This window comes from Microbacterium xanthum, from assembly GCF_034531355.1.
GTDB lineage: Bacteria > Actinomycetota > Actinomycetes > Actinomycetales > Microbacteriaceae > Microbacterium > Microbacterium xanthum.
Map to the genome: position 1 here is coordinate 21,865 of NZ_JAWHUE010000003.1, position 16,932 is coordinate 38,796.

Sequence of the window (16,932 nt, forward strand, 5' to 3'; positions counted from 1 at the left end):
GCCTAGTGCCCGTGTCCCGCCTTCTGCACGTCGTTCGCGTGGGCCTTTGCGTAGGCCTCGGCCTTGTGCGCGTGACGGTTGGCCACGTTGCGATATGACGCGGTCACGAGGGCGAGCAGACCGAAGACGGCCAGGGCCACCGCGCCGTACCAGAAGGTCTCGAGCGCGACGTTGCCGTGGTGCTCGGTCTCCTCCGCCGCGAGGACGAGGATCTCAGCCAGTGTCATTCGTGCTCCGTTCGGGGTCGGACCGGAAGACCCGGTCGCCGTCCAGTCTATTTGCGATCAGCCGCGGACGTGTCCTGCGCCTCGCCCGATCCACTTGATGCTCGTCAGTTCGGGGAGCCCCATGGGACCCCGCGCGTGCAGCTTCTGCGTCGAGATGCCCACCTCGGCGCCGAAACCGAACTCTCCCCCGTCGGTGAATCGCGTCGAGGCGTTGCGGAGGACCGCCGCCGAATCGACCTCCGCCAGGAAGCGCTCGGCGTTGCCGTGATCCTCGGTGATGATCGACTCGGTGTGGTGGGTCGAGTAGGTGCGGATGTGCTGGAGCGCCTCGTCGAGACCGTCGACGACGCGCATCGACAGGTCGAGGCTCAGGTACTCCGTGGCCCAGTCGTCATCGGTCGCCGGGACGACCTTCGGCGAGAGGGCGCACACGACCTCGTCCCCATGCACCGTCACACCCGCCGCATCGAGCGCATCCAGAAGCACCGGGATGAGCGGGAGCGCGTCACGGTGGACCAGCACGGTCTCGACCGCGTTGCAGACGCTCGGACGCTGCGCCTTGGCGTTGACGACGATCTCCCGCGTCCAGTCCGAGCGCGCCGTCGCATCGACGAAGATGTGCACGACGCCCGCACCGGTCTCGATCACCGGAACGGTCGACTCCGTGACGACGGTCTCGATGAGCTGGGCGCTGCCTCGCGGAATCAGGATGTCGATCAGACCGCGAGCCGTCATCAACTCGCGGGCGCCTTCCCTCCCGAAGGCGTCGATGGTCTGGATCGCCTCGGGGTCGATGCCGCGCCCGGAAAGGGCGGAGCGCATCGCCGAGACCAAAGCGGCGTTCGTCGCCTCCGCGGCAGTCCCGCCGCGCAGGACCACCGCGTTGCCGGAGCGAAGCGCGAGCGCGGCGATGTCGACGGTCACATTGGGGCGCGCTTCGTAGATCGCGCCGACGACTCCGAAAGGAACCGAGACCTTGGTCAGTTCGACCCCACCTCCGATGGTGCGTCGATCGAGCACTCGGCCGACCGGGTCGGGAAGTCCGGCGACCTCGCGGACCGCCGCCGCGAGGGCTGCGACGCGGGGGCCGTCGAGCCGCAGCCGATCCAGGAGACCTTCGGCGAGTCCGGTACGCGTGCCCCGCTCGAGGTCCTCGGCGTTCGCCGCGACGATCTCATCGGTCGCCGCGTCGAGGGTGTCGGCGATCGCGTGGAGCGCATCCGCCTTCTCCTCGTCGCTCAGCAGGCCGATGCGGCGCGCAGCGTCCTTGGCCAGGCTCATGCGCTCGCGCGCGGACGTCTCCGTCACGATGCTCATCCCTTCAGCCTAGCGATCCACGGCCGCCCGGACGGCGCCGGTGACGGGGGCGCGATCCACATCTGGATCGGGCTCGAACCAGGTGCCGACGTGTCGCCCCTCCAGGGCATCCGAGACGAGGTCGGCGCTGGTGACCAGGACGCCGATGCCGGCCGCAGAGGCAAGCTTGGCGGCGGATGCCTTGGTCGCCGCTCCCCCCGTCCCGACGCTGTTGACCACGGTCGCGCCGAACTCGAACTCCTCCAGGTCGTCGCCCCACGCCACGCGGTCGATCGGACGGGCGCCCGGCTCGCTCGGGGGCCGGGTGTACAGGCATTCGATGTCGCTGAGCAGGACGAGTGCGTCCGCGCCGATGAGGCGGGCGACGAGGGCAGCGAGCCGGTCGTTGTCGCCGAAGCGGATCTCGTGCGTCGCCACCGTGTCGTTCTCGTTCACGATCGGCAGGATGCGCAGACCCAGCAGACGTTCCATGGCCCGGCGCGCGTTGGAGCGGGGCGTCGCGTTCTCGAGGTCGCCCGCCGTGAGAAGAACTTGCCCGGCCACCACACCGAACGGCCGCAGAGCGTCCTGGTACCGGTAGATCAGGACGTTCTGACCGACCGCGGCGGCGGCCTGCTGGGTGGCGAGATCGGTGGGGCGCTCGTCGAGGGTGAGGTAGGGCATGCCGGTCGCGATGGCGCCGGATGACACCAAGACCACCTCGGTGCCCCGCGCGTGCGCGGCGGCGAGAGCGTGGACGATCGGGCCGATCTTGTGCCGGTTCTCACCGCTGATGGATGAGGACCCGACCTTCACCACCACGCGACGCGCGCCCGGCAGCTGTGTCCGATCGTCGACACTCACGCGTCGTCCTCCTGATCCCATCCCGACGAGGCGAGTCGCTCGGCCTCGAGGTCGGCGCGCGCCTGGGCCTTGGCGTCCATGCGCTCGTGATAGCGCTCGCGCCGTTGGGAGGTCGTGCGTCGGGACGACGGATCGATGCGAGGGTCGGTGCCGCGGGGCGCGGTCATGAGCTCGGCCGCAGAACTGAGCGAGGGCTGCCAGTCGAAGACGACACCGTCGCCTTCGCCGATGACGACGGTCGCACCGGGGGCCGCCCCGGCGCGGAACAGCTCGTCCTCCACGCCGAGTTTGTCCAGGCGGTCCGCGAGGAATCCGACCGCCTCCTCGTTCTGGAAGTCGGTCTGCTGCACCCACCGCTCGGGCTTGGTCCCCAGAATCCGATAGACGTTTCCGTACGTGCCGCCCTCGACGCGCACCGAGAAGTCCTTCTCCGAGCCGCGGGGACGAATCACCACGCGCTCCTGCGGGCCGTCTTCGACGCGGGCGGTGCGGTGGGCGGAGATGATCTCTCCCAGAGCGAAGGTGAGCTCGCGAAGCCCCGAGCGCGCCACCGTGGAGATGTCGAACACGCGGAATCCGCGCGCCTCCAGCTCGGGGCGGACGAGGTCGGCGAGGTCTTGCGCCTCGGGGACGTCCAGCTTGTTCAGGGCGACCAGCTGCGGTCGTTCGATCAGCGGCACCTGTCCGTCCGCGACGGGGTACGCCGCGAGCTCGCCGAGGATCACATCGAGATCGCTCAGCGGGTCACGCCCGGGGTCGAGGGTCGCGCAATCCAGCACGTGCACCAGCGCGGTGCATCGCTCGACGTGGCGGAGGAACTCGAGCCCGAGCCCCCGCCCCTCGCTGGCGCCCTCGATGAGACCGGGCACGTCGGCGACGGTGAAGCGCAGGTCGCCCGCTTGGACGACGCCGAGATTCGGGTGGAGCGTCGTGAACGGGTAGTCGGCGATCTTGGGCCGCGCCGCCGACACCGCCGCGATCAGGCTCGACTTGCCCGCGGAGGGGAAACCCACCAGGGCCACGTCGGCGACGGTCTTGAGTTCGAGAACGACATCGCCCTCCCACCCCAGCGTGCCCAGCAGCGCGAATCCCGGGGCCTTGCGCTTGGGCGAGGCGAGAGCGGCGTTGCCCAGGCCGCCGAGTCCTCCGGGCGCCACGACGAAGCGCATGCCGGGATGGATCATGTCGACCAACGTCTCGCCGTCGGGCGATTTGACGACCGTGCCCACCGGGACCGGAAGTTCGCGATGCTCTCCTGCCGCGCCCGACCGGTTGTCGCCCATCCCGAAGCCGCCGTTGTCGGCGGCTCGGTGCGGGGAATGGTGGTACGACAGCAGCGTCGTCTCCTGCGGGTCGGCGACCAGCACGATGTCACCGCCGTTCCCACCGTTGCCGCCATCGGGGCCTGCGAGCGGCTTGAACTTCTCACGCCGCACCGACACGCAGCCGTTGCCGCCCTTTCCTGCACGCAGGTGAAGGGTCACCTGATCGACGAAGGTGACCATGTCATTCCCCTCAAGGATGTGGATACAGATGAGGGGCGAGCCGTAGCCCGCCCCTCATCGAAGACTTCTCGCGAGCTTCGGATCACTCCGCCGCTGCGACGATGTTGACGACCTTGCGGCCGCCCTTGTTGCCGAACTCCACGGAGCCACCGGCGAGGGCGAACAGCGTGTCGTCGCCACCGCGGCCGACGTTGGCGCCCGGGTGGAAGTGGGTCCCACGCTGGCGGACGATGATCTCGCCAGCGTTGACGACCTGACCGCCGAAGCGCTTCACGCCGAGGCGCTGCGCGTTGGAGTCACGACCGTTGCGGGTGGAGCTTGCGCCCTTCTTGTGTGCCATCTCAGCTTCTCTTCCTGGAGTTACTTGATGCCGGTGACCTTGACGCGCGTGAGGTCCTGACGGTGCCCCTGACGCTTCTTGTAGCCGGTCTTGTTCTTGAACTTCTGGATCACGATCTTGGGGCCACGCTCCTCACCGAGGACCTCGGCGGTCACGGAGACCTTCGCAAGCTTGTCCGCGTCGGTCGTGACGGCGTCGCCGTCGACGAACAGGACGGCGGGGAGCTGGACCTTGTCGCCGATCTTCGCGGCGAGGCGATCGAGAACGACGATCGATCCGACCTCGACCTTCTCCTGCCGGCCACCGGCGCGCACAACTGCGTAAACCACTTCACACCTTGTTTCGTCTTGGGGAGCGCTCGGCTCCGATTGTCTTGAAAGACGGGTATCGGTGCGGAAGCCACGCTCTCGGCGTGTCGCCGTAAGCCAGCGGCACGCTACGCACCAAAGGAATACTTTACCGGAAGCCCCCGCCCGACGCAAAGCGGGCGCCCGACATAGGATCACGGGATGGCGATCCTCATCGACGACCCCCGATGGCCCGCGCATGGTCGCCTGTGGTCGCACCTGGTGAGCGACTCCGACCTCGAGGAGCTGCACCGCTTCGCGTCTGCACAGGGCATACCGCGCCGGGGGTTCGACGTGGACCACTACGACGTCCCCGACTCCGCATACGACGATCTCGTCGCCGCCGGCGCGGAGCCGGTCGGCGGACGCGAACTGGTCCGACGCCTGATCGCCTCGGGCTTGCGCGTGACGGCGCGTGAGCGGCGCGGGCGTTGACCCGCACCGCTCACGGCGCCGTCAGTCCTCCGCGGGCGCCGGCGGCACCACCGTACTGACCGGCGTGCCGGTCAGCGCGGCCGTGGTCACGCGGCGTCGGCCCCGCCCCTGCCCCGGCGCTTTCGGCTCGGGTAGGGCTTCGAGCACGGAATCCAGCAGCACATCCGTCTCGGTGCGCGGTTTCTTCGAGCCTTCGGGCTTCTTGCGGCGCGGCTTCTTCGGCCGCTCGGGCTGCTCGGACCCGGCCTGACCGCGTCCTTCCCCGGGTGCCGGGGCGCCGTCCTTCGGGGCGGGCAGCTCCACCTCGACCTGGACATCGCCGGAGGCGACCGCATCGGCCTGCGAGGGCGGAATGGTGGAGGCGGCGATCTGCGCGAGGGCCGACTTCACGCCCTCGGTGATGGTGTGGGTTCCACTGCCGGAGGCCGCGGTCGACCCGCCGCCGTTCGAACCGCCGTTGTTGTTCTGACGTTGGCGCCGGCCCCCGGAGGAGGACCCCTGCGAGCGGTGCTTGACGACGGGGTCGTGGTGGACGATCACGCCGCGCCCGGCGCACACGGCGCACGCCTCGCTGAAGGTCTCGAGCAGGCCCAGGCCGAGCTTCTTGCGCGTCATCTGCACGAGTCCGAGCGACGTGACCTCAGCCACCTGGTGCTTGGTGCGGTCACGACTCAGGCATTCGACCAGCCTCCGCAGCACGAGATCGCGGTTGGATTCGAGCACCATGTCGATGAAGTCGACGACGATGATGCCGCCGATGTCCCGCAGGCGCAGCTGTCGGACGATCTCCTCCGCCGCTTCCAGGTTGTTCTTGGTGACCGTCTCTTCGAGGTTGCCACCGGACCCGACGAACTTCCCCGTGTTGACGTCGACGACGGTCATCGCCTCGGTGCGGTCGATGACCAGCGACCCTCCCGAGGGCAACCAGACCTTGCGGTCCAGCGCCTTCTCGATCTGCTCGGTGATGCGGAAGCGATCGAACGGATCCCGATCTCCCTCGTATGCCTCCACACGCTCCAGCAGGTCGGGGGCGACGCCCTCGAGGTAGGCGGTGATCGTGTGGTGGGCGTCTTCGCCCTGGATGAGCATCTTGGAGAAGTCTTCGTTGAAGACATCCCGGACGATCTTGACCAGCAGGTCCGGCTCGGAGTGCAGCAGAGCGGGAGCCTGCTGAGACTCGACCTGCCGCCCGATGTGCTCCCACTGAGTGGTCAGCCGGTTGACATCGCGGGTGAGCTGCTCCTCGGTGGCGCCTTCGGCGGCCGTCCGCACGATGACACCGGAAGACTCGGGGAGGACCTCCTTGAGGATCTTCTTCAGTCGGGCCCGCTCGGTGTCCGGAAGTTTCCGGGAGATGCCGTTCATCGCCCCGCCGGGCACGTAGACCAGATATCGACCGGGCAACGAGATCTGACTCGTCAGGCGCGCTCCCTTGTGGCCGACGGGGTCTTTGGTGACCTGCACCAGAACCTTGTCGCCGGACTTGAGAGCGAGTTCGATGCGTCGAGGCTGATTGCCCGTCTCGACGGCGTCCCAATCCACCTCGCCCGAATAGAGCACGGCGTTGCGACCGCGACCGATGTCCACGAAGGCCGCTTCCATGCTCGGCAGGACGTTCTGGACCCGCCCGAGATACACATTGCCGATGAGCGACGAGTCCTGGTTCCGCGCCACGTAGTGCTCGACGAGGACGTCGTCCTCGAGGACGGCGATCTGGACGCGACCGTTCTTCGAGCGCACCACCATCACCCGGTCGACCGCTTCGCGGCGAGCGAGGAACTCGGCCTCCGTCACGACGGTTCGGCGTCGGCCCGCCTCACGACCATCCCGACGGCGCTGCTTCTTGGCCTCCAGCCGAGTGGAGCCCTTGATGCGCTGCGGCTCGTTGACGACCTCGACCGCCCGCTTGCGGCTCGACTGCTTCGGCGCGTCCCCACCCGAATCGTCTGGTCGATCGTTCTGGGTGGCGCCGCCGCGTCGGCGACCGCGTCGACGCGATCCGCCCGAGCCCTGCTCTCGCTCCTCCTCCTGATCGGCACGAGGCAGGGGCGGCAGAGCAGTGATCTCGGGAGCATAGAAGTGCAGTTGCGTGGAGACGGCCGAGACGAACTGCTCGGGCAGAAGGCCGAGACTGACCGCCGTGGGCTTCTCGGGGTCCTTCGGCGTCTCCTCGCGCGCCGCAGCGGGAGGGGTGTCCGCACCGGGCGCGGCGTCGGCCGTCGACTCGGAGGCGTTCCCGGCGCGTCCCGCCCGGTCGGCGTCCTCGGCGGGCGCCGTCTCCTCACCCGGGGGCGCAGGAGCCGCCCCGGCAGTGGGCGCCGCGGAAGGCGCGGACTCCCCAGAGGGCAAGGGCGCCACCGAAGGCGCGGGCTCCCCGGAAGGCGCCGGCGCGACATCGGCGACCGGAGCCTGCTGCGTCGCGTCCGACCCGGTCGATTCTTGTTCGGCGACGGCGCCGTCTTCTACGGTCGCATCGCCCGCCCCCTCCGAATCGGAGTGGGTGTCGACGTGTGCATCGTTTCCATCGGCCATCTCTGGCGTACTCCCCGCGGGTGACACCGCGCGTCACCCGTCGAAATCTCATGCGTCCCGCTCGCCCACCGGGGACGAGTCGTTCCGCGAACTCACTCGGTCTGCCGTCGTCCCCGCTTCGGCGGGTGCTGCGACGGCGATAGGGCGTTCGTCGCCCGAAGTCTTCTGTCGATGCCCGTGGCGGCGCGGCCGCCGTGCATCGACGATCATTATCGCACTTCCGCCCAGATAATGTGCGAACCGCGCGCGACGGCCGCCGTCGCCCCCTCCACAGCAGACCCATAGCGGACGATGGAAGGCTCGACTCATGGCTTCGCCCTCGTTGCACACGCGCCCCACGGGGCTGGCGGTCTGGCTCATCGTGGCCGGCGCGATCGGCTGGTTCGCCGCCTTCAGCCTGACCGTCGAGAAGCTCGATCGACTCGCCGACCCCACCGCGTCCGCATCGTGCGATTTCAGCGTGCTCGTGCAGTGCAGCGCGAACCTGGATTCGTGGCAGGGCAGCGTGTTCGGCTTCTCCAACCCGATCCTCGGCCTGACCGGCTGGATGGCACCGATCGTGGTCGGGATGGCGATTCTGGCCGGCGCGCGGTTCGCACGGTGGTTCTGGTGGGCTTTCTGGGCGGGGATGGCCTTCGCGTTCGGTTTCGTCGTCTGGCTCATCGGGCAGAGCATCTTCGACCTGGGCACCCTGTGCCCGTGGTGCATGGTGACCTGGGCCGTGACGATCCCCTCGTTCTATGCGGTGACCGTGCACCTGTTGCGCTCGGGCGCCGTGCCCGTTCCCACGCGCGTTCGTCGAGCGGCCGCCGGGCTGATGGCATGGGTGCCCCTCATGGCGATCATCAGCTACGCGGTGATCGTGCTGCTCGCGCAGGTGCAGCTGAACGCCCTGCCCAATATCTTCCAGACGATCTTCGGCTGACCCCCGACACGGGAGAAGGCGCCGCCCGACGGGGCGGCGCCTTCTCAGCGGTTCAGAACCAGATCGACAGTTCCCGAGCCGCCGATTCGGGGCTGTCGGAGCCGTGCACCAGGTTCTGCTGAACCTTCAGGCCCCAGTCTCGGCCCAGGTCACCCCGGATCGTCCCCGGGGCCGCCGAGGTCGGGTCTGTCGTTCCGGCCAGCGATCGGAAGCCTTCGATCACGCGGTTGCCGGCGAGACGGATCGCCACGGAGGGACCCGACATCATGAATTCGAGCAGCGGCTCGTAGAACGGCTTGCCTGCGTGCTCCGCATAGTGCCGCTCGAGGCGCTCACGGTCGGGCTCGACCAGGCGCAGGTCGACGAGCGCGTAGCCCTTGGCCTCGATCCGGGCGAGGATCGCTCCGGTCAAGCCCCGGGCGACGCCGTCCGGCTTGACGAGGACGAGGGTTTCTTCGGTGGCCATTCAGTCTCCGTTCGTGGGGTCCGCGTCTGCGGCGTGCGCGGCGTTCCGGCGGTCCAAAGCCGCCCCCTTGATGGTCGCATACGCCCACATCGCACCGAAAATGAGCCCGACGACCGCGAGTGCCGGAACGAGCAGTCCCCCGAGAACCACGACACCTTGGAGCACCCAGCCCGCCACGATCCCCGCGCGGTATCGCAGCACTCCGGCGGTGACCACCATCGCCGACGCGACGACGGTTCCCACGATGATCCCCCACCAGGGCGGGATCGGATCCGGCAGGACGCGCAGTCCGAAGATGACGAGCCCACCGAGGAAGACGATGATCGACTCGAAACCCAGGACGACCGCTCCCAGGGACTCCGCGGCTCCACGAGCTCGCCGCGGCCGCCGCTCACTCATCACCGGAGCCCCGCTTCCAGCCCTCGGCGCGCGCCAGCCCGATGGCCTCACCCGCCAGGACGACGGAGCCGGCGACGACCACCGCCCGCTGGGACGACTCACCCGCCCATGCCCGCGCCTCCTCCGCGGCCGCGGCGAGGTCGACATGCACGGTCACATCCAGGCCGGCGGCCTCGGCGATGTCCGCCAGCGCGTCAGGGTCGGCGGCGCGGTCCGATGCCGGCGCGGTGAGGAACACGCGCGCTGCCGCCGGCGCGAGGGCCGCGATGATGCCCTCGGCATCCTTGTCTCCGAGGACGCCGAGGACCAGCCCCCACTGTTCGAAGGCGAACGACTCCCGAAGGGCCGATGCCAACGCCGCTGCGCCGTGCGGGTTGTGGGCGGCGTCGACCAGCACCGTCGGATCGGTTCCGAGCAGCTGGAGGCGACCGGGCGTCGAGACGACGGCGAACGCCTCCGCGAGCACCTCTGCCGATACCGGTCGCTCCCCCGCACCGAGCAGCATCTCGACCGCGGCGATCGCCAGCGCGGCGTTCTGGCCCTGGTGGGAGCCGTAGACGGGAAGGTACGCCTCGTCATAACGCCCGGCGAGCCCTTGGACGGAGAGCTGCTGCCCGCCGACGGCCAGGCGCGCCTCGGTGAGTCCGAAATCACGTCCCTCGAACGCGACACGCGCACCGCGGTCGTTCGCCGCGGCACGGATGACCGCCTCCGCGTCGGGATTCTGGCGCGCCGACACCACCAGCGCTCCGTCCTTGATGATCCCGGACTTGACCGCGGCGATCTCGGCCAGGGTTCCTCCCAGACGGTCCGCGTGGTCGATACCCACCGGAGCGAGCACCGCCACGTCGCCGTCGGCGGTGTTGGTCGAATCCCATGACCCGCCCATGCCCACCTCGATCACAGCCACGTCGACCGGAGCGTCGGCGAAGGCGACGAAGGCGAGCACCGTCAGCAGTTCGAAGAACGTGAGGGGGTCCTGTCCGTCTGAGGCCAGCTCCGCATCGACCATGTGGACGAATGGGGAGATCTCCTCCCAGGCTTCGACGATCGCCGCGTCCTCGATCGGTTCGCCGTCGATGAGGATGCGCTCGGTGAAGCGCTCGAGGTGCGGGCTCGTGAACACCCCGGTACGCAGACCGTGGGCGCGCACCAGGGCGTCGATCATCCGTGCGGTGGAGGTCTTGCCGTTCGTGCCCGTGATGTGCACCACGCGGTACGTGCGCTGCGGGTTGTCCAGAAGATCGAGCACGCGCTGCGTCCGCTCGATCCGCGGCTGAACCCATCGCTCCCCCGCCCGCTCCAGGAGCGCGGCGTAGACGGCGTCGGACCTGTCGCGATCACTCATGCCGACACCCCCTCCCTGGTCACCCGGACGGTCACATCACCCGCATTGGCGTAGGTGCCGGCGGTGACGGTGTGGTCGAACTCCGCCACCGCAGCCGACTGCGCGTCTGCGAGGACGTAGGCGACGGCCAGGGTCTCGCCGGCGACGTCGGCGATGTCGAACGCGGACTCGACCGCCGCGCGGTCGGCCGGGTCGGCGAACACCAGCTCCAACCGAATGCGGTCGCTCACATCGAAACCGGCGGCCTTGCGGGTGTCCTGCACCGCGCGGATCATGTCGCGAGCGAGGCCTTCGGCCTCGAGCTCCGGTGTGGTCACGGTGTCCAGAAGCACGAAGCCACCGTCCTCGAGGAGCGAGATCGCGACACCGTCGGCGACGCCCCCGGCCTCGAGGGTGAGGTCGTACTCCCCCTCCGCCAGCGCGATGCCGTCGACGACGACGACGCCCTCGCGCTCCTCCCAGACACCCGCCTTGGCTCCCTTGATCACATGCTGCACCTGCTTGCCCAAGCGCGGACCGGCCGCCCGAGCGTTCACGCTCAGTCGACGGCTGATGCCGTACTCTTCGGCCACGGTGTCGTCGAGCTCTACCAACCGCACCGCCTTGACGTTGAGTTCTTCGCGCAGGATCGCCTCGAACGGAGCGAGCCCCTCGGCATCGCGCACGACGACGGTCAGCGTCGCCAGCGGCAGGCGCACGCGACGCCCCTCCCGCTTGCGAAGCGCGTTGGCGACGCTCGAGACCTCCCGCACGGCGTCCATGGCCGAGCGGATGTCGGTCGCCGGTGCGAAGTCTGCGGGGTCGGGCCAGTCCTGCAGGTGCACGCTGCGGCCACCAGTGAGCCCCTTCCAGACCTGCTCCGTGATGAGAGGAAGCAGCGGCGCCGCCACCCGCGTGAGCGTCTCCAGCACGGTGTAGAGCGTGTCGAAGGCCTGACGGCTGGCGGGGTCGTCCGTGACGCCGACCCAGAACCGGTCTCGGGAGCGACGGATGTACCAGTTCGTGAGCACCTCGACGAAGTCGCGCAGGCGTGCCGCGGCGGTGGTCGAGTCGAGACCCTCGAGGTCGGCGGCCACGTCGCGGACGAGGTCTCCCAAGAGCGCCAGGATGTAGCGGTCGAGCACATCCGGACTGTCCGTCCGCCATGCCGCCGCGTACCCGCCGTCACCGCTGGCGTTGGCGTAGGTCGCGAAGAAATACCACGAGTTCCACAGCGGGAGGAGGAACTCACGCACTCCCGCACGGATCCCCTCCTCGGTGACGACGAGATTGCCGCCGCGAAGCACGGGACTGGACATCAGGAACCAGCGCATCGCATCCGAGCCATCCCGGTCGAACACCTCACTGACATCCGGGTAGTTGCGCAGCGACTTGGACATCTTCTGTCCGTCGCTGCCCAGCACGATGCCGTGGCACGAGACCCCGGTGAAGGCCGGACGGTCGAACAGGGCCGTCGAGAGCACGTGCATGACGTAGAACCAGCCGCGTGTCTGACCGATGTACTCGACGATGAAGTCTGCCGGCGAGTGCTCGTCGAACCACTGCTGGTTCTCGAACGGGTAGTGCACCTGCGCGTACGGCATCGAACCGCTGTCGAACCATACGTCGAGGACGTCCTCGATACGGCGCATCACCGAGCGGCCGCTCGGGTCGTCGGGGTTCGGGCGCGTCAGGTCGTCGATATAGGGCCGGTGCAGGTCGACCTCGCCGCGCTCGTTGCGAGGGAGCACCCCGAAGTCGCGCTCGAGATCCTCGAGCGAACCGTAGACGTCCACGCGCGGATACTCGGGGTCGTCGCTCTTCCACACGGGGATCGGCGTTCCCCAGTACCGGTTGCGGCTGATGGACCAGTCCCGCGCACCCTCAAGCCACTTGCCGAACTGACCGTGCTGGACGTTGTCGGGCACCCACGAAATCTGTTCGTTCCCGGCGAGCAGACGGTCCTTGATGTCGGTGACGCGGACGAACCAGCTCGAGACGGCCTTGTAGATCAGGGGGTTCCGGCACCGCCAGCAGTGGGGATAGGAGTGCTCGTAGCTCGCTTCCCGCAGGATGCGGCCGTTCCGGGCGAGCAGGCGGATGAGTGGACGGTTGGCATCCATCCAGAGTTCACCGGCGACGTCGGTCACCTGCGGCAGGAATCGACCGCCGTCGTCGAGGCTCATGATCAGCGGAATGCCCGCCGCGGCGGTGACGCGCTGGTCGTCCTCACCGTACGCCGGCGCCTGGTGCACGATTCCGGTGCCATCCCCGGTCGAGACGTAGTCGTCCACCAGGATCCGCCACGCGCTTCCCGTCCCCCACGTCTCGGCGTCGGCGTAGTAGTCGAACAACCTGTCGTAGGAGACGTCGGCGAGGTCGCGGCCGAGGAGCGTCTGCGTCACGGCATCCCGCGCGGCCTCCGCCGACTCGTACCCGAGCTCCTTGGCGTAGCCGCCGAGCAGCTCCTCGGCCAGCAGGTAGCGGTGCGATGTGGCCTCGAGAGGGTCGTCCCCGCCCCGCACGTCACGCGCACCGTCGGGGCCGGCGGGCAGCACGACGTAGCGGATGTCGGGCCCGACGGCGAGCGCCAGATTCGTCGGCAGGGTCCACGGCGTCGTCGTCCAGGCCAATGCGCGCACGCCGGTGAGGCCGATCGATTCGGCCTTCGCGCCCACCAGGGGGAACGTGACCGTGACCGACGGGTCCTGCCGCATCTTGTAGACGTCGTCGTCCATGCGCAACTCATGCGCGGACAGAGGGGTTTCGTCGCGCCAGCAGTAGGGCAGCACCCGGTGCCCCTCGTAGGCGAGACCGCGCTCGTGGAGGGTCTTGAAGGCCCACAGCACCGACTCCATGTATCCGGTGTCGAGGGTCTTGTAGCCGCGCTCGAAGTCCACCCATCGGGCTTGACGGGTGACGTAGTCCTCCCACTCACGGGTGTACTCGAGGACGGACGACCGCGCTTTGTCGTTGAAGGTGGCGACGCCCATCGCCTCGATTTCGCTTTTCTCGGTGATCCCGAGCTGCTTCATCGCCTCGAGTTCGGCGGGGAGGCCGTGGGTGTCCCACCCGAACACGCGATCGACCTTCTTGCCGCGCATGGTCTGGAAGCGCGGGAAGAGGTCCTTGGCGTACCCGGTGAGGAGATGGCCGTAGTGGGGCAGGCCGTTGGCGAACGGCGGCCCGTCGTAGAAGACCCACTCGGGTGCACCCTCGCGGCGCTCGATCGAGGCGCGGAAGGTGTCGTCGTCGGCCCAGAACGCGAGCGTCTGCTGTTCGAGGTCGGGCAAGCGCGGGCTCGGCTGCACGTCGGCGGCGGGGCCGAAGGAGGATCGGGGGTAGGTCATCGCACTCTCGCAGGTTCGTCGTCCTGCGGGGACGACCCTCCCGTCGGGAGAGCCGCGGTACCACCCCGCGTGCCTCGCGCGTCCGTTCGGATGCGCGGGACCTCTCTGGCTGCGGCTGTGACGGGCCTGCCCCGCTCGGTTCTACTTGTCCGCCCCTGCCGAGACGGACGTTCTTCCGAGGACTCCCCGGTGATGGCCGGATCGATGTCGATGCCCCCATTCTACGCGCCCAGCGACGCGTCGAGCACGTCGGTAGACTGGGCCTCACCACGCACATTCAGGCACGCTCACACAGTGCCGCCCATACCGCGCAAGGAGCACCATGGCCGAGATCCCCGACAAGCCCGCCCTCGAAGGACTCGAAGCGAAGTGGGATGTCGCGTGGAAGGACGCGGGTACCTATCGTTTCGACCGCGCGGCAGCCGAAGCGAGCGGCCGCGACGGGGTCTACTCCATCGACACTCCCCCACCCACGGCCTCCGGAAGCCTGCACATCGGGCACGTCTTCAGCTTCACCCACACCGATATCAAGGCCCGGTACGAGCGTATGCGGGGGAAGTCGGTCTTCTACCCCATGGGCTGGGACGACAACGGGCTGCCCACCGAACGTCGCGTTCAGAACTACTACGGCGTTCGGTGCGACCCCTCACTGCCCTACGAGGAAGGTTTCACCCCGCCGTTCGAGGGCACCACGAAGACGATCAAGCCGGCCGACCAGGTGCCGATCAGCCGACGGAACTTCATCGAACTGTGCGAGCGGCTGACGGTCGAAGACGAGAAGCAGTTCGAAGCGGTGTTCCGTCAGCTGGGTCTGAGCGTCGACTGGGAGCAGACCTACCGCACGATCAGCGACGACACCATCCGAACGAGCCAGCTCGCCTTCCTCCGCAACATCGAGCGGGGTGAGGCGTATCAGGCACTCGCGCCGACCCTGTGGGACATCGACTTCCGGTCGGCGATCGCCCAGGCCGAGCTCGAGGACCGCGACCAGCAGGCGTCCTACCACCGCCTCGCGTTCCACAAGGCCGACGGAACCGGCGATGTGCACATCGAGACGACGCGGCCCGAACTGCTCCCCGCGTGCGTCGCGCTGGTCGCGCATCCCGACGACGAGCGCTATCGACCGCTGTTCGGGACGAATGTGCGCACACCGCTGTTCGATGTCGAGGTGCCGGTGCTTCCCCACCCCCTCGCCCAGCCCGACAAGGGGTCGGGCATCGCGATGATCTGCACGTTCGGCGATATGACCGACATCATCTGGTGGCGTGAACTGAATCTCCCCAACCGCACGATCCTCGGCAAGGACGGTCGAGTGATCGCCGACGCGCCGGACGTGATCGTCTCCGCGGCCGGACGGGAGGCGTATGCCGAGCTCGCCGGGAAGACCGTGTTCAGCGCGAAGAAGGCGGTCGTGGACCTGCTGCAGGCACGCGGCGAGCTGGTCGAGGTCTCCAAGCCGTTCACCCACCCGGTGAAGTTCTTCGAGAAGGGCGATCGACCGCTCGAGATCGTCTCGACCCGCCAGTGGTACATCCGCAACGGCGCCCGCGACGAGCAGCTGCGCGAGCGGCTGATCGCCTTCGGCCGGGAGATGTCCTGGCACCCCGACTTCATGCGGGTGCGGTACGAGAATTGGACGGAAGGCCTCACGGGCGACTGGCTGGTTTCGCGCCAGCGATTCTTCGGAGTGCCGATCCCCGTCTGGTACGGCTTGGACGATCGCGGCGAGCGGGACTATTCCCGTGTCATCGTTCCCGACGTCGCCGACCTTCCGGTCGACCCCACGGTCGACGTGCCGACGGGCTTCACCGAGGATCAGCGTGGCGTGCCCGGCGGCTTCGACGCCGAGCGCGACATCTTCGACACCTGGGCCACCTCCTCGCTCACGCCGCAACTGGTCGGCGGGTGGGAACGCGACGAGTCGCTGTGGAACCTCGTCTCGCCGTTCGATCTCCGCCCGCAGGGACAGGACATCATCCGCACGTGGCTGTTCTCCACGATGCTGCGCAGCGTGCTCGAAGATGACCGCGCCCCCTGGCGTGACGCCGCGGTCTCGGGCTTCATCGTCGACCCCGACCGCAAGAAGATGTCCAAGTCCAAAGGGAATGTGGTCACCCCTGCCGACATCCTGTCCACCCACGGATCGGACGCGGTGCGGTACTGGGCTGCCTCGAGCCGGCTGGGCGCGGACGCCGCTTTCGACCCGCAGAACCCGACGCAGGTAAAGATCGGTCGTCGCCTGGCCATCAAGATCCTGAACGCGGCGAAGTTCGTGTTGTCCTTCCCTGTGCCCGCGGATGCGGAGATCACTCACGCACTCGACGCGTCGATGCTCGTCACCCTCGACGGGGTCGTCGCCGAGGCGACGAAGGCTCTTGAGGGCTACGACCACGCACGTGCGCTCGAGGTGACCGAGTCGTTCTTCTGGACGTTCTGCGATGACTATCTCGAGTTGGTCAAGGAACGCGCCTACGATCGCACCGACGTGGGCCAGCCCTCGGCCGCCCTCGCTCTGCGCACCGCGCTGTCGACCTTGTTGCGCCTGCTCGCTCCGGTGGTCTCGTTCGCGACCGAAGAGGCGTGGTCGTGGTTCGAGGACGGGTCGATCCACACGGCGGCGTGGCCTGAGCCCGCCGGAGGCACAGGCGACCCGGCCGTGCTGAGCGCCGTCGGCGAGGCACTGGTCGGTATCCGACGCGCGAAGACCGAGGCAAAGGCTTCGCAGAAGACGCCGGTCGCGCGCCTGGTCCTCGGCGCTCCGGCGGACCGCTTGGCGGCCCTGCGCCTGGCCGAGGGTGACCTCAAGGCAGTGGGGCGGATCGCCGATCTGTCCTACGCGGAGACGGCCGCGACCGCGGTCGTCGAAATCGAGTTCGGGGAGGCCTGATGAGACTCGGAACACGATGGACTTCGGGTGAG

General features: G+C 68.6%; 14 protein-coding genes. 3 read left to right on the forward strand and 11 right to left on the reverse strand.

Annotated features, from left to right (window positions below; all coding sequences use genetic code 11):
- Window positions 1-2: 2 nt before the first annotated feature.
- The 6 genes from RZO50_RS10100 to rplU all read right to left on the reverse strand — a co-directional run bounded on the left by RZO50_RS10100 (window position 3) and on the right by rplU (window position 4,561).
- Entirely contained in the window at window positions 3-227 is a 225-nt protein-coding gene (locus RZO50_RS10100) for a hypothetical protein (RefSeq protein ID WP_322599612.1), read from the reverse strand.
- Between the two features lie 57 nt (window positions 228-284).
- On the reverse strand, window positions 285-1,544 hold the full coding sequence (locus RZO50_RS10105; RefSeq protein ID WP_322599613.1) for a glutamate-5-semialdehyde dehydrogenase: 1,260 nt from the start codon (window positions 1,542-1,544) through the stop codon (window positions 285-287).
- Between the two features lie 9 nt (window positions 1,545-1,553).
- Window positions 1,554-2,387, reverse strand: coding sequence for a glutamate 5-kinase (proB, locus tag RZO50_RS10110; protein ID WP_322599614.1), 834 nt, complete (start codon window positions 2,385-2,387; stop codon window positions 1,554-1,556).
- The gene (gene obgE, locus RZO50_RS10115; protein ID WP_322599615.1) at window positions 2,384-3,892 is read right to left on the reverse strand and encodes a GTPase ObgE; all 1,509 of its coding nucleotides are present in this window, start codon (window positions 3,890-3,892) and stop codon (window positions 2,384-2,386) included. Before obgE ends, proB begins: the two co-directional genes overlap by 4 nt.
- Before the next feature lie 82 nt (window positions 3,893-3,974).
- Window positions 3,975-4,232 carry a 50S ribosomal protein L27 gene (gene rpmA / locus RZO50_RS10120; RefSeq protein ID WP_194424704.1) on the reverse strand — a complete coding sequence of 86 codons (258 nt, stop codon included), beginning with the start codon at window positions 4,230-4,232 and terminating at the stop codon, window positions 3,975-3,977.
- A gap of 20 nt (window positions 4,233-4,252) precedes the next feature.
- Window positions 4,253-4,561 carry a 50S ribosomal protein L21 gene (gene rplU / locus RZO50_RS10125; RefSeq protein WP_322599616.1) on the reverse strand — a complete coding sequence of 103 codons (309 nt, stop codon included), beginning with the start codon at window positions 4,559-4,561 and terminating at the stop codon, window positions 4,253-4,255.
- A gap of 180 nt (window positions 4,562-4,741) precedes the next feature.
- Between rplU and RZO50_RS10130 the strand changes: the two genes are divergently transcribed.
- Window positions 4,742-5,014, forward strand: a complete 273-nt coding sequence (locus RZO50_RS10130; RefSeq protein ID WP_322599617.1) for a DUF4031 domain-containing protein — start codon at window positions 4,742-4,744, stop codon at window positions 5,012-5,014.
- Window positions 5,015-5,035: 21 nt separating this feature from the next.
- On the opposite strand, the gene RZO50_RS10135 is transcribed toward RZO50_RS10130, so the two are convergent.
- Complete coding sequence (locus tag RZO50_RS10135) at window positions 5,036-7,546, reverse strand: Rne/Rng family ribonuclease (protein WP_322599618.1); 2,511 nt, start codon at window positions 7,544-7,546, stop codon at window positions 5,036-5,038.
- Between the two features lie 307 nt (window positions 7,547-7,853).
- Between RZO50_RS10135 and RZO50_RS10140 the strand changes: the two genes are divergently transcribed.
- Window positions 7,854-8,471, forward strand: coding sequence for a vitamin K epoxide reductase family protein (locus RZO50_RS10140; RefSeq protein WP_322599619.1), 618 nt, complete (start codon window positions 7,854-7,856; stop codon window positions 8,469-8,471).
- A 52-nt stretch (window positions 8,472-8,523) separates the two neighbouring features.
- Here RZO50_RS10140 and ndk read toward each other — a convergent pair whose 3' ends face one another.
- The 4 genes from ndk to ileS are packed head-to-tail and all read right to left on the reverse strand — an operon-like array spanning window position 8,524 to window position 14,013.
- Window positions 8,524-8,937 (reverse strand): nucleoside-diphosphate kinase, encoded by a 414-nt coding sequence (gene ndk, locus RZO50_RS10145; protein WP_322599620.1) that lies wholly within the window; start codon window positions 8,935-8,937, stop codon window positions 8,524-8,526.
- The gene (locus tag RZO50_RS10150; RefSeq protein ID WP_322599621.1) at window positions 8,938-9,336 is read right to left on the reverse strand and encodes a DUF4233 domain-containing protein; all 399 of its coding nucleotides are present in this window, start codon (window positions 9,334-9,336) and stop codon (window positions 8,938-8,940) included. It abuts the gene before it with no gap.
- Window positions 9,329-10,684: a bifunctional folylpolyglutamate synthase/dihydrofolate synthase gene (locus RZO50_RS10155; protein WP_322599622.1), complete on the reverse strand. Its 1,356-nt coding sequence runs from the start codon at window positions 10,682-10,684 to the stop codon at window positions 9,329-9,331. Before RZO50_RS10155 ends, RZO50_RS10150 begins: the two co-directional genes overlap by 8 nt.
- A complete protein-coding gene (ileS, locus tag RZO50_RS10160; RefSeq protein ID WP_322599623.1) occupies window positions 10,681-14,013 on the reverse strand; it encodes an isoleucine--tRNA ligase in 3,333 nt (1,110 codons plus the stop codon). The genes RZO50_RS10155 and ileS overlap by 4 nt, the downstream gene beginning before the upstream one ends.
- A gap of 322 nt (window positions 14,014-14,335) precedes the next feature.
- Between ileS and valS the strand changes: the two genes are divergently transcribed.
- Window positions 14,336-16,900 carry a valine--tRNA ligase gene (gene valS, locus RZO50_RS10165; RefSeq protein ID WP_322599624.1) on the forward strand — a complete coding sequence of 855 codons (2,565 nt, stop codon included), beginning with the start codon at window positions 14,336-14,338 and terminating at the stop codon, window positions 16,898-16,900.
- The last annotated feature ends 32 nt before the right edge of the window (window positions 16,901-16,932 follow it).